The organism is Ruegeria sp. AL3, from assembly GCF_056536065.1.
The window spans coordinates 3,188,415-3,212,279 of the sequence record NZ_JBQFJG010000001.1; the positions used below are offsets into that span (position 1 = coordinate 3,188,415).

Annotated in this window: 27 protein-coding genes; 4 read left to right on the forward strand and 23 right to left on the reverse strand. The window is 58.6% G+C overall.

Translation table 11 applies throughout. The annotated features are described in order from the left end of the window. Positions 1-12 precede the first annotated feature (12 nt). Positions 13-711 carry a CbiX/SirB N-terminal domain-containing protein gene (locus tag ACR3E6_RS16140; protein ID WP_480488034.1) on the forward strand — a complete coding sequence of 233 codons (699 nt, stop codon included), beginning with the start codon at positions 13-15 and terminating at the stop codon, positions 709-711. A gap of 37 nt (positions 712-748) precedes the next feature. On the opposite strand, the gene ACR3E6_RS16145 is transcribed toward ACR3E6_RS16140, so the two are convergent. The 5 genes from ACR3E6_RS16145 to ACR3E6_RS16165 all read right to left on the reverse strand — a co-directional run bounded on the left by ACR3E6_RS16145 (position 749) and on the right by ACR3E6_RS16165 (position 5,123). Next, complete coding sequence (locus ACR3E6_RS16145) at positions 749-1,741, reverse strand: GGDEF domain-containing protein (RefSeq protein WP_210092572.1); 993 nt, start codon at positions 1,739-1,741, stop codon at positions 749-751. After that, a complete protein-coding gene (locus ACR3E6_RS16150) occupies positions 1,738-2,325 on the reverse strand; it encodes a heme NO-binding domain-containing protein (protein WP_171631195.1) in 588 nt (195 codons plus the stop codon). Before ACR3E6_RS16150 ends, ACR3E6_RS16145 begins: the two co-directional genes overlap by 4 nt. 118 nt (positions 2,326-2,443) lie before the next feature. Next, the gene (locus tag ACR3E6_RS16155) at positions 2,444-4,003 is read right to left on the reverse strand and encodes a trimethylamine methyltransferase family protein (RefSeq protein ID WP_480488036.1); all 1,560 of its coding nucleotides are present in this window, start codon (positions 4,001-4,003) and stop codon (positions 2,444-2,446) included. Between the two features lie 118 nt (positions 4,004-4,121). Next, the gene (locus ACR3E6_RS16160) at positions 4,122-4,814 is read right to left on the reverse strand and encodes an HAD family hydrolase (protein WP_480488038.1); all 693 of its coding nucleotides are present in this window, start codon (positions 4,812-4,814) and stop codon (positions 4,122-4,124) included. 24 nt (positions 4,815-4,838) lie between these two features. Next, positions 4,839-5,123 carry a DUF3572 domain-containing protein gene (locus ACR3E6_RS16165; RefSeq protein WP_171631188.1) on the reverse strand — a complete coding sequence of 95 codons (285 nt, stop codon included), beginning with the start codon at positions 5,121-5,123 and terminating at the stop codon, positions 4,839-4,841. Positions 5,124-5,211: 88 nt separating this feature from the next. Between ACR3E6_RS16165 and ACR3E6_RS16170 the strand changes: the two genes are divergently transcribed. Further along, the gene (locus tag ACR3E6_RS16170; RefSeq protein WP_480488040.1) at positions 5,212-6,612 is read left to right on the forward strand and encodes a diguanylate cyclase; all 1,401 of its coding nucleotides are present in this window, start codon (positions 5,212-5,214) and stop codon (positions 6,610-6,612) included. A gap of 5 nt (positions 6,613-6,617) precedes the next feature. Here ACR3E6_RS16170 and ACR3E6_RS16175 read toward each other — a convergent pair whose 3' ends face one another. From ACR3E6_RS16175 to ACR3E6_RS16190, 4 genes are read right to left on the reverse strand one after another with little or no spacing between them, the layout of a single operon-like run. Then, positions 6,618-7,091: a periplasmic heavy metal sensor gene (locus ACR3E6_RS16175; RefSeq protein WP_480488042.1), complete on the reverse strand. Its 474-nt coding sequence runs from the start codon at positions 7,089-7,091 to the stop codon at positions 6,618-6,620. After that, a complete protein-coding gene (locus ACR3E6_RS16180) occupies positions 7,088-7,441 on the reverse strand; it encodes a hypothetical protein (RefSeq protein WP_171631181.1) in 354 nt (117 codons plus the stop codon). The genes ACR3E6_RS16175 and ACR3E6_RS16180 overlap by 4 nt, the downstream gene beginning before the upstream one ends. Further along, entirely contained in the window at positions 7,431-8,048 is a 618-nt protein-coding gene (locus ACR3E6_RS16185) for an RNA polymerase sigma factor (RefSeq protein ID WP_171631179.1), read from the reverse strand. The genes ACR3E6_RS16180 and ACR3E6_RS16185 overlap by 11 nt, the downstream gene beginning before the upstream one ends. 6 nt (positions 8,049-8,054) lie before the next feature. Next, positions 8,055-8,525: an EF-hand domain-containing protein gene (locus tag ACR3E6_RS16190; RefSeq protein WP_171631177.1), complete on the reverse strand. Its 471-nt coding sequence runs from the start codon at positions 8,523-8,525 to the stop codon at positions 8,055-8,057. 219 nt (positions 8,526-8,744) lie between these two features. On the opposite strand from ACR3E6_RS16190, the gene ACR3E6_RS16195 reads away from it, so the two are divergent. Beyond that, the gene (locus tag ACR3E6_RS16195) at positions 8,745-9,143 is read left to right on the forward strand and encodes a DUF983 domain-containing protein (protein WP_480488044.1); all 399 of its coding nucleotides are present in this window, start codon (positions 8,745-8,747) and stop codon (positions 9,141-9,143) included. A gap of 25 nt (positions 9,144-9,168) precedes the next feature. Next, the gene (locus ACR3E6_RS16200; protein WP_480488046.1) at positions 9,169-9,870 is read left to right on the forward strand and encodes an NUDIX hydrolase; all 702 of its coding nucleotides are present in this window, start codon (positions 9,169-9,171) and stop codon (positions 9,868-9,870) included. A 10-nt stretch (positions 9,871-9,880) separates the two neighbouring features. Here ACR3E6_RS16200 and ACR3E6_RS16205 read toward each other — a convergent pair whose 3' ends face one another. The 14 genes from ACR3E6_RS16205 to nuoG are packed head-to-tail and all read right to left on the reverse strand — an operon-like array spanning position 9,881 to position 23,862. Then, on the reverse strand, positions 9,881-11,548 hold the full coding sequence (locus ACR3E6_RS16205) for a ribonuclease J (RefSeq protein WP_480488048.1): 1,668 nt from the start codon (positions 11,546-11,548) through the stop codon (positions 9,881-9,883). Then, positions 11,545-12,324 (reverse strand): type III pantothenate kinase, encoded by a 780-nt coding sequence (locus ACR3E6_RS16210; protein ID WP_171631173.1) that lies wholly within the window; start codon positions 12,322-12,324, stop codon positions 11,545-11,547. The genes ACR3E6_RS16205 and ACR3E6_RS16210 overlap by 4 nt, the downstream gene beginning before the upstream one ends. A gap of 11 nt (positions 12,325-12,335) precedes the next feature. Continuing rightward, positions 12,336-13,085: a biotin--[acetyl-CoA-carboxylase] ligase gene (locus ACR3E6_RS16215; RefSeq protein WP_171631171.1), complete on the reverse strand. Its 750-nt coding sequence runs from the start codon at positions 13,083-13,085 to the stop codon at positions 12,336-12,338. A gap of 54 nt (positions 13,086-13,139) precedes the next feature. Then, positions 13,140-14,582: an NADH-quinone oxidoreductase subunit NuoN gene (nuoN, locus tag ACR3E6_RS16220; protein WP_480488050.1), complete on the reverse strand. Its 1,443-nt coding sequence runs from the start codon at positions 14,580-14,582 to the stop codon at positions 13,140-13,142. Positions 14,583-14,597: 15 nt separating this feature from the next. Beyond that, positions 14,598-16,142: an NADH-quinone oxidoreductase subunit M gene (locus ACR3E6_RS16225; RefSeq protein WP_171167325.1), complete on the reverse strand. Its 1,545-nt coding sequence runs from the start codon at positions 16,140-16,142 to the stop codon at positions 14,598-14,600. Beyond that, positions 16,142-18,292 (reverse strand): NADH-quinone oxidoreductase subunit L, encoded by a 2,151-nt coding sequence (gene nuoL / locus ACR3E6_RS16230; protein ID WP_171722963.1) that lies wholly within the window; start codon positions 18,290-18,292, stop codon positions 16,142-16,144. Before nuoL ends, ACR3E6_RS16225 begins: the two co-directional genes overlap by 1 nt. Before the next feature lie 6 nt (positions 18,293-18,298). Then, positions 18,299-18,604: an NADH-quinone oxidoreductase subunit NuoK gene (gene nuoK / locus ACR3E6_RS16235; protein WP_005984024.1), complete on the reverse strand. Its 306-nt coding sequence runs from the start codon at positions 18,602-18,604 to the stop codon at positions 18,299-18,301. A gap of 4 nt (positions 18,605-18,608) precedes the next feature. Next, positions 18,609-19,097 (reverse strand): hypothetical protein, encoded by a 489-nt coding sequence (locus ACR3E6_RS16240; protein ID WP_480488053.1) that lies wholly within the window; start codon positions 19,095-19,097, stop codon positions 18,609-18,611. Beyond that, positions 19,094-19,696 carry an NADH-quinone oxidoreductase subunit J gene (locus ACR3E6_RS16245; protein WP_480488055.1) on the reverse strand — a complete coding sequence of 201 codons (603 nt, stop codon included), beginning with the start codon at positions 19,694-19,696 and terminating at the stop codon, positions 19,094-19,096. The genes ACR3E6_RS16240 and ACR3E6_RS16245 overlap by 4 nt, the downstream gene beginning before the upstream one ends. Next, positions 19,693-20,103 (reverse strand): carboxymuconolactone decarboxylase family protein, encoded by a 411-nt coding sequence (locus tag ACR3E6_RS16250; RefSeq protein ID WP_170476531.1) that lies wholly within the window; start codon positions 20,101-20,103, stop codon positions 19,693-19,695. The genes ACR3E6_RS16245 and ACR3E6_RS16250 overlap by 4 nt, the downstream gene beginning before the upstream one ends. After that, a complete protein-coding gene (gene nuoI / locus ACR3E6_RS16255) occupies positions 20,100-20,594 on the reverse strand; it encodes an NADH-quinone oxidoreductase subunit NuoI (RefSeq protein WP_152458580.1) in 495 nt (164 codons plus the stop codon). Before nuoI ends, ACR3E6_RS16250 begins: the two co-directional genes overlap by 4 nt. A 1-nt stretch (position 20,595) precedes the next feature. Then, entirely contained in the window at positions 20,596-21,633 is a 1,038-nt protein-coding gene (nuoH, locus tag ACR3E6_RS16260; protein WP_152458581.1) for an NADH-quinone oxidoreductase subunit NuoH, read from the reverse strand. Then, the gene (locus ACR3E6_RS16265) at positions 21,626-21,844 is read right to left on the reverse strand and encodes a hypothetical protein (RefSeq protein ID WP_171631160.1); all 219 of its coding nucleotides are present in this window, start codon (positions 21,842-21,844) and stop codon (positions 21,626-21,628) included. Before ACR3E6_RS16265 ends, nuoH begins: the two co-directional genes overlap by 8 nt. Beyond that, entirely contained in the window at positions 21,841-23,862 is a 2,022-nt protein-coding gene (gene nuoG / locus ACR3E6_RS16270; protein WP_480488058.1) for an NADH-quinone oxidoreductase subunit NuoG, read from the reverse strand. The genes ACR3E6_RS16265 and nuoG overlap by 4 nt, the downstream gene beginning before the upstream one ends. Between the last annotated feature and the right edge of the window lie 3 nt (positions 23,863-23,865).

Consider the following 23,865-nt stretch of genomic DNA (forward strand, 5'->3'; position numbering starts at 1 on the left):
CAGGAGATCCGCATGTCACATGCCATAATTGTCGCTCATGGCCAACCGTCAGACCCGGAACCGGCCGAAGCTGCACTTGCGGCATTCGCCGCCAAGGTCAACGCGCTTACCGGGCACATAGCGGTGGATTCGGCCACTCTGGCAGCGCCGGGTGCGTTGGAGTCGAAGCTTGACCGCGCGCCCGAAAACTCGGTCATCTATCCACTTTTCATGGCAAAAGGGTGGTTTGTCACCAGCGCTCTACCCAAACGGCTTGGGCACCATCCGGCACGGATTTTGGACCCGCTTGGAATTGACCCGGACCTGCCGGCCCTGACCGCAGAGGCCCTGCGATCGGAATTGTCCGACAAACACTGGGCTGCTCGGTCCACCGATCTGGTCATTGCCGCGCATGGTTCCGGGCGCAGCCGGAACCCGTCGACCGTGGCGTTGCAGTTTGCGAAACAGCTTGCGGGACTGGTGGCGTTCAAATCCGTTCGCGTCGGTTTCGTCGAAGAGCCACCTTCCATATCTGACGCTGCAAACGGTACCGAAGATCAGGCGCTGTGCCTTCCGTTCTTTGCCTGTGCCGGAGGGCATGTGCAGGAAGACGTCCCGCAAGAGCTGGATAGCGCGGGGTTTTCAGGCGTGGTCCTGCCGGTGGTGGGAGAGTTGCCTCCGATCCGGCAACAGATTGCGAAAAAGATAAATGCGGCATTCGATTCAGCCTGAAGCCCCGATACGTGCCCATCGTGTTTTCTGAACGAATTCAGGTTTGCGCCTTGCTCAACGCTGAATACATGCGATGGCAAGACCGGCCGTCGCGCTTGGCCTGATAAAGGGCCAAGTCTGCTGCGTGAAGAATGTCGGCGGCGTTGGGGCAGTCGAACTGCGTGGACAAGGCAGTGCCAATACTGGCCGAGATCGAACAACTCTGATTCTGAAACGTCATCGGTTCATTCAACCTTGATATCAGACGCCCAGCAATGCAGGCCAGAGTATCTTCCCGAGTCAGATCCTTGAAAACAATGACGAATTCATCCCCGCCGACCCGGGCCACAGTGTCGTTGCTTCGTGTCTCCTGTTGCATGATGCGGGCGGCCTGCTGCAAGACGAAATCACCCGCGGCATGGCCCAGCTTGTCATTTACAGATTTGAAAAAATCCAGATCCAGATGCATGAGCGCGAAGGTGGAATTTCCCGAAATCAAATGCTCGAGCAAGTGATCCATCGCCCTGCGGTTCTTCAGTCCGGTCAATGTGTCGGTAAAGGCCTGCTCTTCGGCTGCAAGCATCGCACCCTGCAGCCGAAGGTTGAGAGAGCGGGATGCCTCCATCGCGGCGGATTTGGCTTCGACCAGATACAATAGCTCAATCGCCAGATCCGTGCCCGAGAAATCAGCACTTGTCAGCGCATAGTCCCGCACCGCATCCAAAATCGAGATACCAAATGACAGATTGATGACCGCACCACCGGAATGCGGCAAAGGAGCGACCAAGCCTTTCAGGGTTGTGCGGGGTTCATCATGAAACCTCAGATGCAGCTTCGCCCCCGCCATTGACATCAGGGCGGGAATGGTGGTGATCGTTCTGGGGCGGATCAGTTCAAACACATCCAGAAATCCCTGCCCCACCAGCGGCAGTTCAGGTCGCAACTTTTGCAGGGTCGGACCTGCCTGCCGAATATGCCCATTTTGGTCCACCAACAGGAACATCGGGCAAAGCGTTTCCAGTAGACCAGCCAGTTCTTGGGTGTCTGTCATCCGTTCCGAGCCCCCAGATCAAAATGCCGCCCCTCGGCAAAAGCGCTTTCAACCAACATGATGGAAATGACATCACTGCCTTGCTGCTGCCCCTCGTGTGACAGCATCACCAGCGCACCATAGTCATCCGCCATTGCGCGCAGGACCCCAACCATGACATTGGAATACCCAGGCAGGCCCGGAGAGCAACTCAGCTGAAATTCCGTGGCTGACAGCTCTCTCAATTCCAAGGCCGGCAGGGTCAAATCAGACACGGCCAGCCGCACGCGGTCCGCCAGATCGTCGAGCGAATGAAGAAATTCCACGTAGCTGACACCGCCGAACCTGAGAAGGCGGCGCAGCCCTTCCATATTCGGATGAGATACGAGGTACGTTCCCAGGTCCTCAAAGACTTCGGCTGGCGGTCGATCAAGGTCGGCGCTCAGCGCCTCCATTACCTTGGACGTCATGTCATCGTCATAGACGAGCATGGCCTCGAACTCGACAAACCCCAGCCGCGCGGCTTCGGTCACGCGCAACCAGCAGGATCGCCCGTAGGTCGCACAGACAAAGGACTGTATCGCCCGATTGATCAGACCATGCATCAGATGCCCCAGTTTGGTGTCCTGTGCACTGTGGCCGGAAAAACCTTAACAAATAGCCAAAATCCACCCTGAGTTATAGCGAATTCAACCGAGTATCAGCTCGAGACCACCTGTCCGATCAAAAATCCGTGGGCGCGCCGCCTTCCGCTTTGCGGCGTTCGACAAAAGCGGCCAGTTCCTCGCGAATGCCTTCATCGATCGGGGGGGCGTCAAAGCTCGAGATAATCTCCTTGAACATGTGATGCGCGCGTTCTGCCGTCCAGATGCCGCCGGCGACCTCCCATCCTTCATAGTTTTTCCAATCACTCAGGAAGGGTTGATAGAAGGCCGTGGTATAGCGATCCTGCGTATGCTGAATGCCAAAGAAATGACCGTCATTGCCGACTGCCTTGATCGCATCCAATGCAATCTCGTCCGGCCCTGTGGCGGTCAACTCGGGGTTCATATAGCGTTGAATTTGCTGTAGGATTTCGCAATCCATGATGAATTTTTCCGGACTGGCGATCAGGCCACCCTCAAGCCAACCGGCTGCGTGGTAGACCATATTGGTGCCCGATTGCACGGCGGCCCAAAGCGAGTTCGAAGTCTCCCACACAGACTGCCCGTCCGGCACATTTGCCGCACAAACACCCGAAGACCGCATGGGCAAACCATAGAACCGCGCCATCTGGCCGGTCATCTGGGTCGAACGCATGTATTCCGGTGTTCCAAAGGCGGGCGCGCCGGATTTCATATCCACATTCGACGTGAATGTACCGATCACACAGGGAATACCGGGGCGCACGTATTGGAACAGCGCAATGGCGCACAGCGCCTCGGCCAAGGATTGCGCCACGGCGCCTGCCATGGTTACGGGGGCCATCGCACCCGCCAGCGTAAAGGGCGTGACAACAATCGCTTGACCGCGCCGCGCCAGGCGCAGACACCCGTCGATCATCGGGTGATCGTGTTTCAGCGGCGAGGTAGAGTTGATATTGGTATACATGCGCGGCGCGGCCTCGAACTCCTCATGGCTCAACCCTCCTGCGATGCGCACCATTTCCATGACATCTTCGACGCGTTCCTTGCCCAGTGAATAGGCGTGCATGGCCTTGTCGGTCAGGGTCAGCTTGTCGTACAGCACATCCAGATGGCGAACGCTGGCGTGGATATCGACCGGCTCGACCGGGTATCCGCCCGCGAAATGGATGCAATTGAAGTATTGCGTCAGCTTCAGAAGGTTCCGGCACATCTCGCGATTGCCCGGAACTTTTTTCCCGATCTCCATGTCCCAGTAATTCGGCGGGGAAGAGACGTTGCCGAACAGGATGTTCTTCCCGCCGATTTCGATCTTGCGATCCGGATTGCGAGGGGTGATCGAAAACCGGCTGGGAGCCTTGGCGATCATCTCCATGACAAAGTCCCGCCCCATGCGGACATTGTCGCCGTCGATGGTGCAACCGGCTTCGCGCAGGATGCCTATTGCCTCTTCGTTGTAAAACTCGATCCCGATCTCTTCGAGGATGCGCATCGCCCCTTCATGGATCGCTTCGATGCCGGCCTGATCCAAAGGTTCTGTGGGTCGATCGATGTTGACCGGCGGATCCCAGGGCATCTGGTCAATCGCTGCACTGCCCCTGCGCGCAGCCGCCCCTGCGCGCCCTCCTCCGCGGCGCTTGCGTGTTTTGGTTTCGGCCATCGGTGCCTCCTGTTCTTGCTTTCGTCAAGCAAGCCCCGAAGAGACGCCTATGGCCGCTCCGTCTGCGACAGAATATGTCGGTTTTTCATCCCGTTTTGTCGAATCTCGGATTTGAAAATCAGATTTTGGCCAACCATTCGGGAATATGACCGATATCCGGCAATATCACATCCGCCATCGGAGCCAAAGCATCGGCCTCGGCCAAACCGGTCAAAACACCGATCGTGGTCATCCCCGCCGCGCGCCCGGCCTGCAAGTCATGAAGACTGTCACCCACCATCGCGATACGAGATGGCTCGACCCCGATATGGGCGGCAAAGGCCAGCAACTGGCCCGGTCCCGGCTTGAACCCGTGACCACTGTCATACCCGGCGACGAAATCGAAATGCCCCCTTATTCCGACAGATTCGAGATGCTGCAAAGCGGGATGTTCACTGTCATTCGTCGCAACGCCCAGCTTGATTCCGGCATCTTGCAGACCTTCCAGGAACGGAACCAATGGAACAGCGGGCACCTGCGGGGCCGAGGCGGCCTCGGAGTTCATCAAATCGATGATCTCATGTAAGGTCGCGCCATAGACATGGGCAATCAAGACTTCTGCGATTTCCTCGACCGTGGCGGCGATTACAATGCTGTCTTCGGTATATCTCCCTTGCTCGAAATCATATCCGATGATACGGCCAAGCTCGGTGGCGCGATCTTCGTCCCCGTTGGACAGGCGCAACAGCATGGAGCGCCCGAACCCTCCCCACGTATTTGCAAAGTCAAACAGCGTGCCATCTTTGTCAAAGATGATCGCATCTATCGGCATCCGGTGCTCCTGCGGAAAATATGGCTATGTCCAGTGTATCTCAGCGCCGCCAGACAATACCGCCCTTGCCTGGGCGGGAAGATCATAGGCGAGTGAATTGGCATCACAAAACGCCATGACCCACGAATCGTCAAGCACCAGAAAATCAAGAACCGACGCCAGAAACTCGGGATCGCTTGCCCGATCGCGGACATCCTCGATCGATGCGCCCGTAGAGCCCAGAAAGACAGGCAAAAGCTCGTCATTGCTGACCAGCCAGGCCAGGGCCGTCAGCGCAAGAGTTTGGGCGGAATCAGAGGATATCGGCATAAACTTGGGTCAGATCCGGTCTTGGAAAGGGTTTGTTAACCAGAGTCATAAACACTTTGTTCACGCATGCAATCAACGGTGAACAACTATGTCTGTGCAGGGAACCATCCTTGTCCTCGACGGGGTATCGACCAATCGCATCATGCTGAAGGTACAGCTGACGGCGGCCTGGTATCACGTGGTGCAGGGCGAAAAGCTTGAAGGGTTGCCCGCGCTCGTGCGGCGTACGCAACCGGATCTGGTTCTGACGGCTCAGACGTTGCCGGATGGAACGGCTGCGGATGTGAAGAAGGCGATTGTGAAGGAACCCGGCCTTGACGACGTTCCGGTCGTGGCGATTGCCGCGCAAAATGACCGGGACGCCCGGCTGCGGGCGTTAAAGGACGGGCTGGATGATGTTCTGACGCACCCGTTCAAAGACACCATATTATTGGCGCGCATTCGCAGCCTTTTGCGTGCTCGTGCGGCCACTCAGGATTTGCAGGTCAGCAACGGATCGCAATCGATTGGCTTCGCAGAGCCGGTCCAACCCATAATCAGACCGTCCAAAGCGGCGCGGGTTGATATCCTGACCCACACGGCCCGAAACGGCACGCTTTGGCAAAAGGCTCTGGAAGATCAACGTCAATTTGATTTGAACTGGCATCTTCAGTCGAACCTGCGGGGTGTTTTGTCCGGCTCTGTTCCCGATGCGATCGTGGTTGAACTGGGCTCGAACCCGGCCGGCCTCAATAACCTTGCCGACCTCAGATCACGCGGCGTGACCCGGCACACGGTTTTGATCGGGGTGCTGAAAGACGAAGACGCCGGACAGGCTTCGGAAGCTCTGGACCGAGGGGCCGATGCTGTCTGTCTGGGCGGGTTCTGCGCGCAGGAGATCCTGCTGCGGCTTGAAAACCAGATTGCCCGCAAAGCGCGACTGGATCAGATGCGGGTCTCTCTCAAAAGAGGCATCGCGGAATCCTGGATCGACCCGTTGACCGGGCTGCACAATCGCCGCTACGCCATGCGCGCGCTGGATCAAATCGCGCGCCAATCCGCCAGAACGGGGCGCAGTTTTGCGATCATGCTGGCCGATCTGGATCACTTCAAGGCAATCAATGATGGCCATGGCCATGCAAGCGGCGATTACGTTTTGACGCAAGCGGCGGAACGTATGCAACATGCCTTGGGATCCCGTGGATTTGTCGCCCGCATCGGGGGGGAAGAGTTCATGATCGGCGTGCCCGATGTATCGCCCAAACAGGCGTTGAACCTGGCCGAAACCGTTTGTGACAGCATCTGTCAGTCCCCGTTCCTGTTACCGGACCATGGGGCACAAGTTGATGTGACGGTCAGTATCGGGTTGAAGTTGTCTCAGGTCGGTTTCGCCCGGCAAGACTATGCGGCTGAAAGCGTGGAAAACCTGATCAAATCCGCGGATAAAGCGCTGTATGCTGCGAAGAAGGCAGGGCGCAATCAGGTGAGTATCAGGCAAAGTGCGGCCTGATCTGTTCAGTCTCTTTTTTTGTGCCCATGCGGCCCGCGTTTGACGACTTCCTGCAATCGGTCTGCATAAGCCTGCCGTTCATCATTGCTCATGGCGGTCACACGTGCCAGCCATTGCGTTTGCAAGGCCTGCTGCAAATCGGCGGTGGCCTGTGCTTGTTGTTGCAACAGAACCTGAACGGCGACCGGGTCGAAGGGCGTTGCGCGCAAAGCCTGACTGAGCGCTTCAAAATCCTGAGTACGACCCTTTGATCCTTTTTTGTGCAGGCCCGTCAGCTCGCCCCGCATCGCCTTTCGATCATCCTTGGGCAGGGCCCGGTACAACGCGGGGCCGAAGCCGGGCGGTGATTTGGCATGATCCCCACCTTTGAGGCGCAATACGGTGCCCACAGCGACACCGACAACCAGCAGGTTCAGCGCCAGTGACAAGGCCAGGACGACAGGCACCCACTTGCGTTTGGGCTTGGGATCAGCGTTCATTCCGTGCTCTCCAAAAAACTCGAGTCAAATCCAAGGTCGGCCACGAGGAAGGATGTCTCCTCTGACGTCAACAGGCTGGCCGGGTCCGGCAGAAAGGCCGGTGCGGAAAACCCGATCCAGACCCCGGCAGCGCTTGCGGCGACAAGCCCGCCAAGGCCCTGCCATCCTCCTACATTGCTTATCAACCTGTTCCATATCGAAGGCATCGGCTGCGGTGCAGGCGCAAGACGACCGAGGCGAACAGTTTCAGCATCCGTCTGGATGCGCACGGCAAGATCGTCCGGCAGTGCCGGTCGCTGCCGCTGTGCCTGTGCAAACAAATGATCAAGTTCCAGGTCTTCATCCGCCATTGTCATACCCCAGTTCTTCGCGTCGTCCGGCCAAGATCGCGGTCAGGCTGCGCTTGCCTCTTGCGGTCAGGCTTTCAACTGCTTCTACCGAAATGCCCATTATCCCGGCAATCTCGGGGTTGGGCAGCTCTTCAATATGGCGCAGCACGACCGCTTGTCGCTGCCGCTCGGGCAGCTCAGCCAAAGCCAACTGCAAGGCATCCTTGCGCGCCTCGTCCTGCATGCGGTCAACAACGCTGGCCTTGCCATCTTCGGGTTCGGGAACGTCCGACAACCTGTCGGGTGTCTTCTTGCGCCTGATGTCCACGCACAGGTTCAGCGTCACCCGATACAGCCAGGTGGATACCTTGGCCTGACCCGAAACCCAATTCGGCGCCATCTGCCACAACCGCATCATCGCATCCTGCGTCACGTCTTCCGCCTCGGCCCGATTGCCCAACATGCGCAAAGCAACCGAGTAACAGCGTGGCCCCAAACGATCGGTCAGGATCCGTGCCGCCCCCGCCTCACCATCAGCGAATTGCCTCAGCAACGCATCGTCGCTGAGTGTGTTCGCGGCGCAATCCGCGCCGCGAACATCTTGTGGGTGGGAGGTCAGATCCTCCATCCTGCATCAGTTATCGCTTGTATCCGATTTTTGATGCTTTTTCTTATGGTGCCGTCCCATCCGATCTTTGGCATCGGCAAATTCCTGTTCCGAGATTCCGCCACTGTTGTCCGCATCCATCCGATCAAACATCTTGTCAGCCCGGCGCGGTTTCGGCAACTCATCCTGGCTGAGGAAGCCATCTTTGTTCGCGTCGTTGTTTTCGAACATCCTGGCAACCCGATCACTGGCTTTCTTCTGGGCGGCAGCCTGCATTTCTTCCTGGCTCAGCTTTCCATCCCCATTGGTGTCCGCCTCGGTGAAACGAGCGGTTCGGTGCGCCTCCATCTCTTGTTGCGTCACCTGACCATCGCCATCGGCGTCCAGTTCCTGAAAAGACACCGGCTCGCGGCCACCCGAGCCAGCGGCCAAAACAGAAGTACCGGTAATCGCAACCGCCGACATGACAATGGCCGAGATGAATGTAACGTTTTTCATTTCCGTTTCCTTTTGTTGACGCGGCCCGAGTGCCGCCGCTCATACCCATTCAAACGGGCCGCGCCAGGAATTCCGTCGCTGAATTCGATATTATTTTTGAAAGGTTCAGGACCGCCCCAAGACGAGGTGCCGGGCAGACGTTGCAAAGCGACGCACCCCCCTTTTAAATTTCCACGATCAGGCCCATTATCCGCAAAAGATTACTTCGCGAGTTACATTATGACGGATCAGACGATCGAGACGACCTCTGAAGGTGAGCGTGAGACATGGCCAGCCCTGGTCAAGGGGTTTCGCTGCAAATGCCCCAACTGCGGGGAAGGCAAGCTGTTGCACAGCTATCTCAAGGTCAATGACTCCTGCTCGAACTGCGGGCAGGAGTTGTTTCACCATCGCGCAGATGATGGGCCCGCCTACCTGACAATCCTGCTGGTCGGCCACCTGCTGGCGCCTGCTCTGCACGTGTCGTACGTGCATTGGCGGCCCGATCCGTGGACGATGGCCATCGGCTTTTCCGTCGCCTGCGTCGCCCTGTCCCTGTACCTGTTGCCACGCCTGAAAGGTGCAGTGGTGGCGTATCAGTGGGCACGCCGCATGCATGGCTTTGGAAAAACCGCGTGACCCGACCCAGTTGACCAGTTTGGACATGACACCCGACAAAACCGCCATCCGGGACGCAGCGACGGTTATCGTGCTGCGGGACAGATGGACAAACCCCTCGATCCTTATGGGGCAGCGCGGGTCCAAAGCGGCCTTCATGCCGAACAAGTTCGTCTTTCCCGGTGGCGCGGTTGATCCGGCTGACGCGGATGTTACATTGGCAACGGATTTGCCGGATCTGTGCTTTGAACGTTTGGGCGAACAGGCCGAGCCGGGGATTCAATACGCCCTCGCCGCGGCCGCCATACGCGAGCTTTGGGAAGAAACCGGTCTTGTTCTCGGCCAGCCGGGCACATGGCCCGGTCAGGTACCTGACGATTGGCAGAGCTTTGCCGCGTTGGGTTACCTGCCAACTGCGGCTGCGCTTCAGTTCGTCTTTCGCGCGGTAACTCCACCGGGCCGTCCCCGCCGGTTCGATGCGCGGTTCTTTCTGGTCGACGCCGACGCTCTGCAAGGTGATGTGGATGATTTCAGTCACGCCTCGGATGAGCTGTCGCACCTGCAATGGGTGCCACTGGATCGGGCACGGGATCTGGATCTGCCGTTTATCACCGAGGTCGTTCTGGCGGAAATAGCGGCCCGGGTTACGTCCCCCGAGCCGCCATCGTCAGTTCCATTCTACAAAAACAACGAAGAGGCCAACCTGTTCCTGCGTCTCAGGGGCTATCCGATGTCAACCCACGACTGACGGATCGGTTTCACCGCATCCGGCTGACCACCACCGTCACTTCGGGCTTTTTGCCAATTTCCGCTTTGGCTGTCTGCCGCACGATGCGGCGCATTTCATCTTCCAGCTTGTCGTCATCGCGCAGGGTCTTGGCAGCGGCCCGCATCAGGAACTGGTTCAGATCCTCTTCCAGCACTTCGACCAACGCGGCACGGGACGTGCCGGTTTCGGGCAGCCCCATGGTATCGCACCACGGCTCGCCCAGCGGTTCGTCTTCTTCGTCCAGAACCACCGTCACTGTAACATGGCCGTTCAAAGCCATGCGGATACGGTCCCGCACCACGCCGTCAAGGGCACCAATCTTCACGGTGCCGTCCAGATATGTGCGACCGGTTTCAACATAATCAACGACCACAGGCGCATTGCCGCTGAGATCCAGCATGGTGCCGTTCACCGCCAGCACTCCGGTTCTGCCGCCCTGCTCTGCCAGTTTGACATGCTCGCGCAGGTGCCGGTGTTCGCCGTGCATCGGGATCACGAATTGCGGATCAGTCAGTGCGTGCACTTTCTCGAGGTCCGGCCGGTTCGCATGGCCCGAGACATGATAAAGGCCCGAACTGTCATCAACGACATCCACGCCCTTTTCGCTGAGCTGGTTCATGATGAAGATCACGCCCCGCTCGTTCCCGGGAATGGTCTTCGAGGAAAACAGGAACAGATCGCCCTCGGCCAGTTCCAGACCACGGTACTTGCCACGGGCCAGTTGGGCGCTTGCGGCCCGTCGTTCCCCCTGGCTGCCGGTCACGATCAGCATCAGGTTCTGGCGCGGAAGGTCCAGAGCCTCTTCGGCGCTGATCACCTTTGGAAAATCCGCAAGAATACCGGTTTCGGTCGCTGCTTCGATCATCCGACGCATCGCGCGCCCCAGCAGAACGACGGAACGCCCGGCCCGCGCACCTGCTTCGGCCAGCGTTTTGACCCGCGCGACGTTTGACGCAAAGGTGGTCGCCACGACCATACCTTCCGCGCCTTCGACCAGCTTGACAATCTCGGGGCCAACTTCGGATTCTGAACGCCCCGGATGGGTCGAAAACACATTCGTACTGTCACAGACCAGCGCCTTGATGCCGGTCTTGGCAACCTCGGCCCACAGGTCAGGGTCAAAGGCCTCTCCAACGACGGGTGCAGCATCCAGCTTGAAGTCGCCCGAATGCACGACACGCCCTGCGGGTGTGTCGATGACCAGTGCTGCACTTTCGGGAATCGAGTGCGAAACAGGAAGGAAGCCAACCGTGAACGGCCCGACGGACACCTGTTCAGGCCAGGCGGAAACAGTCGTGACCGCCTCGGTCGGGTGCGCGTGTTCTTCCATCTTGCGGCGCGCGATATTGGCCGTGAAGGCGCGCGCATAGACCGGCGCGCCCAAAGCTTCATAACAATGGGCCACGGCACCGACGTGGTCTTCATGGGCGTGCGTGATGAAAACACCATCCAGCCGGTCGGCACGCTCTTTCAGCCAAAAGATATCGGCATGGATAAGGTCAACGCCCGGCGTTGTGTCCATATCAGGAAAAGTGACGCCCAGATCCACAAGGATCAGGCGTTCCTTTCCCGGTTCACCGTAGCCGTACACATAGGCGTTCATGCCAATTTCGCCCGCGCCACCCAGCGGCAGGTAGATCAATCTTTCACTGCTCATACGGAGCCATTATCCTTGTTGTAGCGATGGATCACGGTCAGGCCGTGCATCGTCAGATCATCTTCGATTGCGTCGAACCCCACGTCGGCCTGATCGAACAAGGGGGCCAGCCCTCCGGTTCCAACGACTTTCATCGGCATTCCATACTCGGCCTTGATCCGGGCGATCAGCCCCTCGATCAAACCGGAATATCCCCAATACACGCCCGATTGAATACAACCAACCGTATTTGTACCGATCACCTTCTCGGGACGCGTGATGTCGATATGCGGCAGTGCGGCTGCGCCCTGATGCAAAGCCTCAAGGCTGAGGTTCACACCCGGAGCGATAACGCCCCCCACATAGGCACCGTCCGCGGCGACAACGTCGAAATTTGTTGCGGTACCAAAGTCCACGACAACCACATTGCCACCATGGCGGTCAAAAGCGCCCACGGCATTGGCCAGTCGATCCGGGCCGGGCACCGTGCCTTCATCCACACGCGGAGGGACAGGCAACAGGCAATCGGGCTTGCCCACAACCAATGGTCTGCAACCAAAAAAGCGATCGGCAAAGATGCGCAGGTTGAACACGACACGTGGCACGGTCGAGGCAATGATGACATCCGAGATATTCGCCTCGATCCCATAATGTTTCACCAGCGTCGAATACCAGGTGAAATACGCGTCTGCCGTGCGCGCATGGTGGGTCGAGGTGCGCAGGGTGCACAGAAATTCCTCACCGTCCCAGATCGAGAAGACGGTATTGGTATTGCCGCAATCGATGGCCAGAAGCATCCGCGCCCCTCTCAGAAATAGACATCCGCCGCAGGAATGCTCACGCGGCCTTTGGCGGTGTTTAAGACAAGGTTACCACCTGCGTCCACCGTTTCGAAGGTTCCAACCGTTTCCGACGTACCGGTCCGCGCAGTGATGACCTCGCCCAACCGGGCCGCGCGGGACAGCCAGGCAGTGCGGATCGGTTCGAACCCATAGGTGACGAATTGGGTTTCATACCCGGCATAGGCCGCGGCCAGTTCGGTCAGAAAATCCTCGGGCGAGACATGTGCCCCGGTTTCCGAAAGAAGTGAGACGGGACGAACCGCGCCGGGCTCTACCGCGTCCGCATCCGGGGCATTGGCCAGATTCACTCCGATGCCGATGGACAGATGCGCCACGCCATGCCCCTGCCCCGTGCTTTCCAGCAGGATACCGGCAAGCTTGCCGCCGTTCAGCAGCACGTCATTGGGCCATTTCAGCGACAGTCCGGCAGCCCGCCCGGTAACGGCGACACACGCGTCAAAAAGGGCCAGCGCCGCCACGAAACTGCGCAAAGCCGCCTGTTCCGGCGCGCCCTGAGGACGCATCAGCAAGGTCGCCGCCAGGTTGCCCATCGGGTTGGCCCAGCTTCGTCCGCGCCGCCCGCGCGCCGCCGTCTGGTGATGCGCCATGATCCAGACGGGACCACGCGCATTCGGAGCAATCCGCGCCGCTTCATTCAGCGTGCTGTCGACTTCCTGCACCTCGTGCAGGCCATAGCCTTGGGGCCATTTTGTCATATCAAAAAGGCCCGGTCGCGCGACCGAGCCCCTCTTTCCGGATGTGTGAAACGATCAATTGACAAGCGTGGCCGCCGCGGCAGCTGCCGCGCCCTCGACGCCGAACTGATAGAAGATGCCGACCAGCATTAGGGCCGCAGACCCCATCAATGCCACCCACAGAACAGGGGTCGACCGGGTTTCGATCGGCTCTTCGTTCTCGGCCCCGAAATACATGTAGAACACGATCCGCAGGTAATAGAAGGCACCGATGACCGAAGCGATGGCCGAGACGACGACCAGACCGGTCAGACCCGCACTGACGCCCGCCTGCCAGACGCCGAATTTCGCAAAGAAACCAAGCATCGGAGGCACGCCCGCCAGGCTGAACATCAGGATCAGCACCGCCAGCGCCTTGCCCGGATCACGCTTGGAGTATTGCCGCAGAGCGTCAATGTCAGTGATGGGTTTGCCGTCACGTTCCATCATCAGAATGAAGGCGAAGGTGCCGATATTCATGGTCACGTAGATGGCCAGATACATGAGCATGGCCTTGATACCCAGCTCGGTACCAGCGGCCAGGCCAATCAGCGCATAGCCCATATGGGCAATCGACGAAAACGCCATCAGTCGCTTGATGTCGCGCTGCCCGATCGCGGCCACGGCCCCCAGCAACATCGACAGCACGGACAGCAGGACAATCACTTGCTGCCAGTCTTTGACAATGCCGCCGAACGCGTCATGCAACAGGCGCGCGAACAACGCCATCGCCGCAACCTTGGGCGCCGTGGCAAAGAAAGCCGTGATCGGTGTCGGAGACCCCTCGTAAACGTCCGGCGTCCACATATGGAACGGTACGGCCGAGACCTTGAAGGCCAGACCCGAGATCAGGAAGATCAGGCCAAACAGCAGCCCCAACGAAACATCGCCATGGTGAACTGTCTGGATGATGCCCGAGAACAACGTGGTGCCGGTGAAGCCATAGACCAGCGACGCGCCATAAAGCAGCAGACCCGAGCTCAGCGCACCCAGCACAAAATACTTCAGACCTGCCTCGGTCGATTTCGCGCTGTCACGACGCAGAGCGGCCACGACATAGAGCGACAGCGATTGCAGCTCGAGCCCCATGTAAAGCGACATCAGATCGCCTGCGCTGACCATCATCATCATCCCCACGGCGGCCAGTGCCACCAGCAAAGGATATTCAAAACGCAGCAGATCGCGGCGCGCCATGTATTCCTGGCTCATGACCAGTACTGCACCCGCCGACAAAAGGATAGCAACCTTGGCAAAGCGGGCAAAGCCGTCATCGACGAACATGCCGTTGAAGGCCACGTTTGTACCCCCGCCCTGAGTTGCAATCCAGATTGCCAGAAGGGCCATAAGACCTGCCGTGGTCCAGACCAGCAAAGGCGCCAGTCCGTCCTTTGTCGTGTAGACAGCCCCCAGCAGCGCCGCCATCGCATAAAGCGCCAGAACGATTTCCGGCAGGATGATTGTCAGATCAGCCTGGATCATGTCTCCAAAGCTCCCTTAATGCGAAGCGGCTGTCTGGGTCGCAGCCTCAGCCGCGGCCAGAGCCGTGTCATAGTTCGAAATCAGAGCCGCTGTGGATTGCCCGATTACATCGGTCACCAGCGACGGGTAGACACCCAGCAGGATGGTCATCACGATCAGCGGGGCGAAGATCAATCGCTCGCGCGAGCTCATGTCGGTCATCGCCTTAAGGCTTTCCTTGATCAGATCGCCAAACACGACCCGGCGGTAGAGCCACAGCGCATAAGCCGCCGAGAAGATCACACCGGTCGCTGCCACCGCCGTTACCCAGGTGTTGACCTGGAACGCGCCCATCAGGGTCAGGAATTCACCGATGAAGCCACTGGTGCCCGGCAGGCCCACATTGGCCATGGTAAACAACATGAAGACCAGCGCGTAGGCTGGCATCCGGATCACCAGACCGCCATAAGCCTCGATATCGCGGGTGTGCATCCGGTCATAGATCACGCCAACGCACAGGAACAGCGCGGCCGAGATGAACCCGTGGCTGAGCATCTGGAAGATCGCGCCATCGATGCCCTGCTGGTTTGCCGCGAAAATACCCATGGTCACAAAGCCCATATGCGCGACCGAGGAATAGGCGATCAGTTTCTTCATATCCTCCTGCACCAGCGCCACCAAAGAGGTATAGACAACCGCGATGGCAGACATCCACAGCACCAGATCGGTCATCACGGCCGAACCCACCGGGAACATCGGCAGGCTGAACCGCAGGAAGCCATAGCCGCCCATCTTCAGAAGGATCGCGGCCAGTACGACCGATCCCGCCGTGGGCGCCTGAACGTGGGCGTCCGGCAACCAGGTATGCACCGGCCACATCGGCATTTTCACCGCGAACGAGGCAAAGAAGGCCAGGAACATCAGGGTCTGCATGCCACCGACAACATAGATGCCCAGCACGCTGAAGCCCTCGGACGAGAACTGGTGCGTCATCAGCGCGGCAATATCCGTAGTGCCCGCATCCGCATACATTGCAACCATGGCGACCAGCATCAAGACCGAGCCGAGGAAGGTGTAGAGGAAGAACTTGAAGCTGGCGTAGATCCGATCCTTGCCGCCCCATATCCCAATGATCAGGAACATCGGAATAAGACCTGCTTCGAAGAACAGGTAGAACAGTACCAGATCAAGCGCCATGAAGACGCCCAGCATCAGCGTTTCCAGCAGCAGGAAGGCAACCATGTATTCCTTGACACGGTCCGTGACATTCCAGCTGGCCAGAATGGTCAGCGGCATGATGAAGGTCGTCAGCAGAACGAACAGGACACTGATGCCATCAACACCCATCTTGTATTTGAGGCCCATCAGCCACTCACCCTCTTCCACCATCTGGAAACCGGGGTTCGACGGGTCAAAGCCTGTATAGATGCCGATGGAAACCAGGAAGGTCACAGTGGTGGCCAGCAGAGCAATCCACTTGGCGTTCCGCTGTGCCGCCGCATCGTCACCTTGCAGGAACAAGGCCAGAATGCCTGCGGCGATGGCGGGGATAAACGTGACGATCGAAAGGATATAATCCATTACTGGGCCCCTCCGCCGATCGACATCCAGGTGACAAGGGCCGCGATGCCCAGCACCATCCAGAAGGCATAGGTAAAGATGTACCCGGTCTGCGCCTTGCCGGCGAGGCGGGTGAAGAAGGGAACAACGCCCATTGCTACTCCGTTCAGGAAGCCATCGATTGTATTGCCGTCACCGCGTTTCCACAGGAAGCGGCCAAGCGCCACAGTGGGTTTTACGAAGACCGCATCGTAGATTTCGTCGAAATACCACTTGTTCAGAAGGAACAGGTACAGCGGACGCTGATTTGCAGCCAGACGTGCCGGCAGCGACGTATTCACGATGTAGAACCAATAGGCCACGACAAAGCCAAGCAACATGGCGACGAAGGGTGAAACCTTGACCCATTTCGGAGCCGCATGCGCATCGTCCAGAACATGGTTGTCCGGCGCCATGTAAAGCGCGCCCTCGCCGGGCTGGCCCGCAAAGACATAGTGATGATCGCCACCCTTTGCATCCTTCTCACCATGACCTTCATCGGCATGACTGTCAGCCGCGTGGCTTTCATCCGCATGGCTGTCTTCACCGTGCGAAGCATCCGCCGCCGCATGATCACCGGCCTCGGCATGTTCTGACGCTTCGGCAACCGGAATACCGTAGAACTTGCCGACCTTGTCCGCATGGCCAAAGAAATTGCCATACCAGATCATCCCGGCAAACACCGCACCCAGCGACAGAACGCCAAGCGGCACCAGCATGGTCATCGGGCTTTCATGTGCGTGGTCATGCGTATGCTTGTCGCCACGCGGTTTGCCATAGAAGGTCAGGAAAATCAGACGCCAGCTATAGAACGAGGTGAACATCGCCGCGATCACCAGCATCCAGAAGGCGTAGCCGGTTCCGCCCGCATAGGCGCTTTCGATGATCGCGTCTTTAGACAGGAACCCGGCAAAACCGATTGTGGTAAGCGGAATGCCGACACCCGTGATGGCCAGCGTTCCGATCATCATCGCCCAGAAGGTGTAAGGGATCTTTTTGCGCAGACCGCCATATTCCGTCATCTCCTGCTCGTGATGCATGGCGTGGATCACGGACCCCGCACCGAGGAACAGCAGCGCCTTGAAGAAAGCGTGCGTGAACAGGTGGAACATCGCCGCCGAATACATGCCGACGCCCGCGGCCACGAACATGTATCCCAGCTGGGAACAGGTCGAATACGCAATGACGCGCTTGATGTCGGTCTGTACCAGACCCACGGTCGCCGCGAAGAACGCTGTCGAGGCCCCAAGGAAAGTGATGAACCCGGTCGCACCCGGCGCGAACTCCATCAGCGGCGACATGCGGCAGACAAGGAACACGCCCGCTGTCACCATGGTGGCCGCGTGGATCAGGGCCGACACCGGCGTCGGGCCTTCCATCGCGTCCGGCAACCAGGTGTGCAGGATCAGCTGCGCGGATTTACCCATCGCACCGATGAACAGCAGAACACAGATCACCTCGACCGCGGTCCATTCGCCCCACAGGAAATGTAGCTTTTCTTCTGCAAGCGCGGGTGCCGATGCGAAAATGTCCGAAAAGTTGATGCTGTCGGTCAGGAAGAACAGCGCGAAGATGCCCAGAGCAAAGCCAAAATCGCCCACACGGTTGACGATGAACGCTTTCATCGCCGCAGCATTTGCCGACGGCTTGCGATAGTAGAAGCCGATCAGCAGATACGAGGCAACACCCACGCCTTCCCAGCCAAAGAACATCTGCACAAGGTTGTCCGCCGTCACCAGCATCAGCATCGCGAAGGTAAAGAAGGACAGATAGGCAAAGAAACGCGGCTTATAGCTTTCGCCTTCGCGCCATTGCGGGTCGTGATCCATGTAGCCAAAGCTGTAGAGATGCACGAGCGCCGAAACCGTGGTGACCACGATCAGCATGATGGCGGTCAGCCGGTCCAGACGGATGGCCCACGAGGTCGAGAGCGACCCGCTTTCGATCCAGCGCATGATCTCGATCTGTTGTGTGAGCCCGTCGAACGAGAAGAACACGAGCCATGACAGCAGACAAGCCAGAAACAGCAGGCCCGTGGCCGTCCACATGGCGGCCTTCTCGCCAATGAATCTCCAGCCAAACCCGCAGAGCAGCGCGCCCACCAGCGGGGCAAAGAGGATGGTGGTTTCCATGTTCTCTTACCCCTTCATCATATTGACGTCTTCAACCGCGATGGTGCCGCGGTTGCGGAAGAAGCAGACCAGAATGGCCAGACCAATCGCCGCCTCGGCCGCCGCAACGGTCAGCACGAACAGCGTGAACACCTGCCCGACCAGATCGCCAAGGAAGCTGGAAAACGCCACGAGGTTGATATTCACCGCCAGCAGCATCAGCTCGATGCTCATCAGCAGGATGATGACGTTCTTGCGGTTCAGGAAGAGACCGAAGATGCCGATGACGAACAGCGTCGCCGCGACCGTAAGATAGTGTTCAAGTCCGATCATCGTCTTAGAGTCCCTCGAATTTCTCTTTCCCGTTGCGAAGCTCGGGAAACGCCATTGCACAGGCGCAGTTTTCTTTCGATTCAATGTAGTCGTCGATCTGGAATGCCTTTCGCTCAAAGGCTTTTGTTGCCGAAGTCCACGAATAACTTGTTTCAGCAGATGCTAGTACTTGGACAACTTCAATTGCTTCATCGACGCGATCCAAATGAGTACCGTCGAAGTCCCGTTCAAGATTCGCTACGACGCGCATCGTTTGACCGCTTTCACAAGCCGCAAACAAAACAAACTCAGTATGTGTGCATCCCAATTCGTCGGTGCAGATAGAGCCAATCTCAGAGTAAGAGACAACGCCGTTGCCAACGATTCTGTGGTTCGTCTCGAACACGTGATGCGACATAATCGGAAGAGCTTCGCAAGCTTCGATACCCGCTGCGAAAACAGTCGCGGGGAAAAAAGCGAAACTTAGCCCAGATATCACGGCTTTGAACCTCACAACCCCTGCCCCGGTTTCACGTCCTTCAATTCCATCGCCTTGGCCGGATCGCGCATCATCTGGCCGACGATGTCCTGACGCTTGATATCCTGACGGTGGCGCAGCGTCAAAACGATGGCGCCGATCATAGCCACCAGCAGGATCAGGCCCGCAAGTTGGAACAGAAGAAAGTACTGATCGTAAAGGATGACACCCAGCGCCTCGGTGTTGTGGCGGTCAGTCGGGACCGGCTGCGCCAGATTTTCGGCAGCACCCTGCGCGCTGTCCCAGGCGCCGAAAGCCAAGACAAATTGCATCAGGATGACCAGACCGATCAGCAGGGCCAGCGGCATATAGCGCGCCATCTCGGCCTTTAGCTCGGCAAAGTCCACATCCAACATCATCACAACGAAGAGGAAAAGCACAGCGACCGCGCCCACGTAGACGATGATCAACAGCATCGCCACGAACTCGGCCCCCAGCAGCACGAACAGCCCCGCCGCAGACAGGAAGGACAGGATCAGCCACAGCACCGAGTGCACTGGCTGACGGCTGATCACCGTGAACAGCCCGCCGGTGATGGCGCTGATGGCAAACAGGTAGAAGGCAAAGACGGTCATTGATCCTCATCCTCGTTGTCGCCCATGACCTCTTGCGCCAGATCCAGCGCGCGGGTCATGGCCGGGATGCCGGCAAAGACCGACATCTGACCGATCGTTTCCACGATCTCTTGTTTCTTGGCACCCGCCTCCAAAGCGTGGCGCACGGTCTGACGCACTGCCGAGTCCGCCTGAGCGCCCTGACAGGTCAGCCCGGCCAGCGTCAGCAGAAGGCGGGTTTTGGCATCCAGCCCGTCTTTGTTGACGGTGTTGCCAAACATCATCTCCATGACCTCTTTCGGCATGGTTGGCCACAGCGCCTCGAACCCCTTGGGCGAGAAGCTTTCCATCGCCGGGTTCATCGCCTTGGCCATGTCCTGAGCCTGCTTCATCATCAGCTCGAACGGATTTGTCGGGCTGTCACTCATCGGTAAGGCGCGTCCAGTTCCAGATTGCGGGCGATCTCGGCTTCCCAGCGTTCGCCGTTGTCCAGCAGTTTCTGCTTGTCATAGAACAGCTCTTCGCGGGTTTCCGTTGCGAATTCGAAATTCGGGCCTTCGACGATGGCATCGACCGGGCAAGCTTCCTGACAGAAGCCGCAATAGATGCACTTGGTCATGTCGATGTCATAGCGCGTGGTGCGGCGGCTGCCGTCCTCGCGCGGTTCAGCGTCGATGGTGATGGCTTGGGCCGGGCAGATCGCCTCGCAGAGTTTGCAGGCGATGCAGCGTTCTTCACCATTCGGATAGCGGCGCAGAGCGTGTTCGCCGCGGAAACGTGGGGATAGCGGGCCCTTTTCGTGCGGATAGTTCACCGTGGCCTTGGGCGCGAAGAAATACTTCAGCCCCAGCTTCATGCCGACCCAGAAGTCCTGTAGAAGGAAGTACTTGGCAGCGCGGGTGTAGTCGATTTGGGTCATATCAGCCTCCTACGCTCCAACGGGCAAATGCGCCCCAGAACCAGTCGAATTTCGCCGCAAAGGCCACGAAAACCACCCAAGCCAGCGAGAATGGCAGGAACACTTTCCAGCCCAGCCGCATCAGCTGGTCATAGCGGTAGCGGGGTGTGATCGCCTTGACCATTGCGAAGATGAAGAAGAAGAACGCCATCTTGGCCACCATCCACAGAACGCCGTCCGGCAGGCCAGGGATCGGGGACAGCCAGCCGCCGAAGAACAGCAGAGAGGTCAGCGCGCACATCAGGAAGATGGCGATGTATTCGCCTGCCATGAACAGCAGGAAAGGCGTGGCCGAATATTCGACCTGATAACCGGCGACCAGTTCCGATTCCGCCTCGGGCAAGTCAAACGGTGGTCGGTTGGTTTCGGCCAGGGCCGAGATGAAGAACAGGAACACCATCGGGAAATGCGGCAGCCAGTACCAGCTGAAGAAGCCGAACGAGCCGTCCTGAGCGCGCACGATGTCGCCAAAATTCATCGAGCCGGTCGAAATGATCACACCGATGATGATCAGGCCGATCGAAACCTCGTACGAAATCATCTGCGCGGCCGAGCGCAGCGAGCCCAAGAACGGGTACTTTGAGTTCGACGCCCAACCGCCCATGATCACGCCATAAACCTCGAGCGAAGACACCGCGAATACATAGAGGATCGCGACGTTGATATCCGACAGAACCCAGCCATCGTTGAACGGGATCACCGCCCAGGCGATCATCGCCAGAACGAAGGATGTCAGCGGTGCGAGGATAAAGACCGTCCGGTCGGCGCCCGCAGGAATGACGACCTCTTTCACCACATATTTCAGGGCATCCGCCACCGATTGCAGCAAGCCATAGACGCCCACCACGTTGGGGCCTCGGCGCATCTGGACAGCGGCCCAGATCTTGCGGTCCCCGTAAACAAGGAACAACAGTGAAATCATCACAAAGGCAACAACGGCAAGCACTTGCGCCAGAATGATGATGGCTATTCCGCCTGGGGTGTTAAAGAATTCAGCCATTGGTCCTCACACCGTGGGTATTCCGTTTTCCGCGCGCGATGCAAAGGCCAGAAGCCTGCGCAAACTGCGGCTGGGTCGGCGCGTTGGTGTAAACAGCATCTGCCGCCATTGCGCCACCCTTAATATTCGGTTTCACACGCAAATCAGGCGCGGCCAACTGCCGCCCGGCACCGGATGCGCCGATCTGCGATATGAAAATGGTCTGGGTCATTCCGCCGCGATCTTCTCGGATTTGCGGGCCTGCGCCTGTGCCGAAAGCTCGGCCATCAACTGTGAAGCCCGTGCGATCGGGTTGGTCAGGTAGAAGTCCTTGATCGCATAGCGGAAAGCTGCGTTGCCCAGAATACCGGCGTCGAGAGCTTTCACATCGTTCTCGATCACTTCGTCGATACGGGCCAGATGCGGAACCGCCTCGATCAAGGCCGTGCGCAACTGTGCCAGAGAGTCGTAGGGCAGTGTTGCGCCCAGTTCGGCCGACAAGGCGCGCAGGATGGCCCAGTTTTCCTTCGCCTCACCCGGCGCAAAACCGGCCCGCATCGCCAGTTGAGGGCGACCTTCGGTGTTTACGAACACGCCGTTTTCCTCGGTATAGGCCGCGCCTGGCAGGATCACATCGGCGCGGTGTGCGCCCCGGTCACCATGGCTGCCCTGATAGATCACAAAGGCGCCTTCGCCGATCTCGACCTCATCCGCACCAAGGTTGTAGATCACGTCGGCGGCGCTGATCGCGTCCATTCCGCCTTCGTTCGTGGCACCCACATCCATCGCACCAACGCGCGATGCCGCAGTGTGCAAAACGATCAGACCACTTTCTGTATTGGCCGCGATGGCTTGCGCAGCAGCCAGCACGGCGGCGCCGTCCGCTTCCTGCAAAGCGCCCTGACCGATGATGACCAACGACCGTTTTCCCTTGATCTCATCATCTCCGCCCATGTCGACAACTTTTTGCAGCGCTGTTCGATCATCGCCAACATGCTGATACTCATATGTCAGATCGACCGCAGGACCGACCAAAGCGACTTCGGCCCCATGCGCCCACGCCTTGCGGATGCGCGCGTTCAGGACAGGCGCTTCGTCACGTGGGTTGGTACCGATCAGCAGGATACGTTCCGCGGTGTCGATATCTTCAATCGCGGCGGTGCCAGCGTAAGCGCCACGATTGCCCGCCGGAAGCTTTGCGCCATCGGCACGGCATTCGACAACACCACCCTGCCCTTCGATCATCTGTTTCAGCGCAAACGCCGCCTCGACCGGAGCCAGATCGCCCACGATACCGGCGGGTTTCTCGGCGCCTTTCAGCGCCTCTGCTGCCTTGGTAAGCGCCTCGGACCATGAGGCCGGGCGCAGCTTGCCGTTTTTACGGACATAGGGCTTGTCCAAACGCTGACGGCGCAGGCCATCCCAGACAAAGCGGGTCTTGTCGCTGATCCATTCCTCGTTCACGCCGTCATGATTGCGCGGCAGGAAACGCATGACTTCACGGCCTTTGGTATCGACGCGTATGTTCGATCCCAACGCATCCATCACATCGATGCTTTCGGTTTTGGTCAATTCCCACGGACGTGCAGTAAAGGCGTAGGGCTTGGAGGTCAGCGCCCCGACAGGGCACAGATCGATGATGTTGCCCTGCAAATTCGAATCCAGCGTCTGGTTCAGATACGAGGTGATCTCGGCATCCTCACCGCGCCCGGTCTGACCCATCTGAGTTATCCCGGCAACTTCGGTGGTGAAGCGCACGCAGCGCGTGCAGCTGATGCAGCGGGTCATTGCGGTGCCAACCAGCGGGCCAAGATCCAGATCATCGACCGCCCGCTTTGCTTCCTTGAAACGGGATCCGGACATGCCATAGGCCATCGCCTGATCCTGAAGGTCGCATTCGCCACCCTGATCACAGATCGGGCAATCCAGCGGATGGTTGATCAGCAGGAACTCCATCACGCCTTCGCGGGCCTTTTTGACCATGGGCGAGTTCGTCTTGACCACCGGGGGTTGACCTTCAGGCCCCGGACGCAGGTCACGCACCTGCATCGCGCAGGAGGCCGCAGGTTTCGGCGGCCCGCCGACGACCTCGACCAGGCACATCCGGCAATTGCCAGCGATCGACAGACGCTCGTGATAACAAAAGCGCGGCACTTCGACCCCGGCTTGTTCACAAGCCTGGATCAGGGTCATCGCGCCATCGACTTCGATTTCCTGTCCGTCGATATTGATCTTGCGGAGGTCAGACATGGC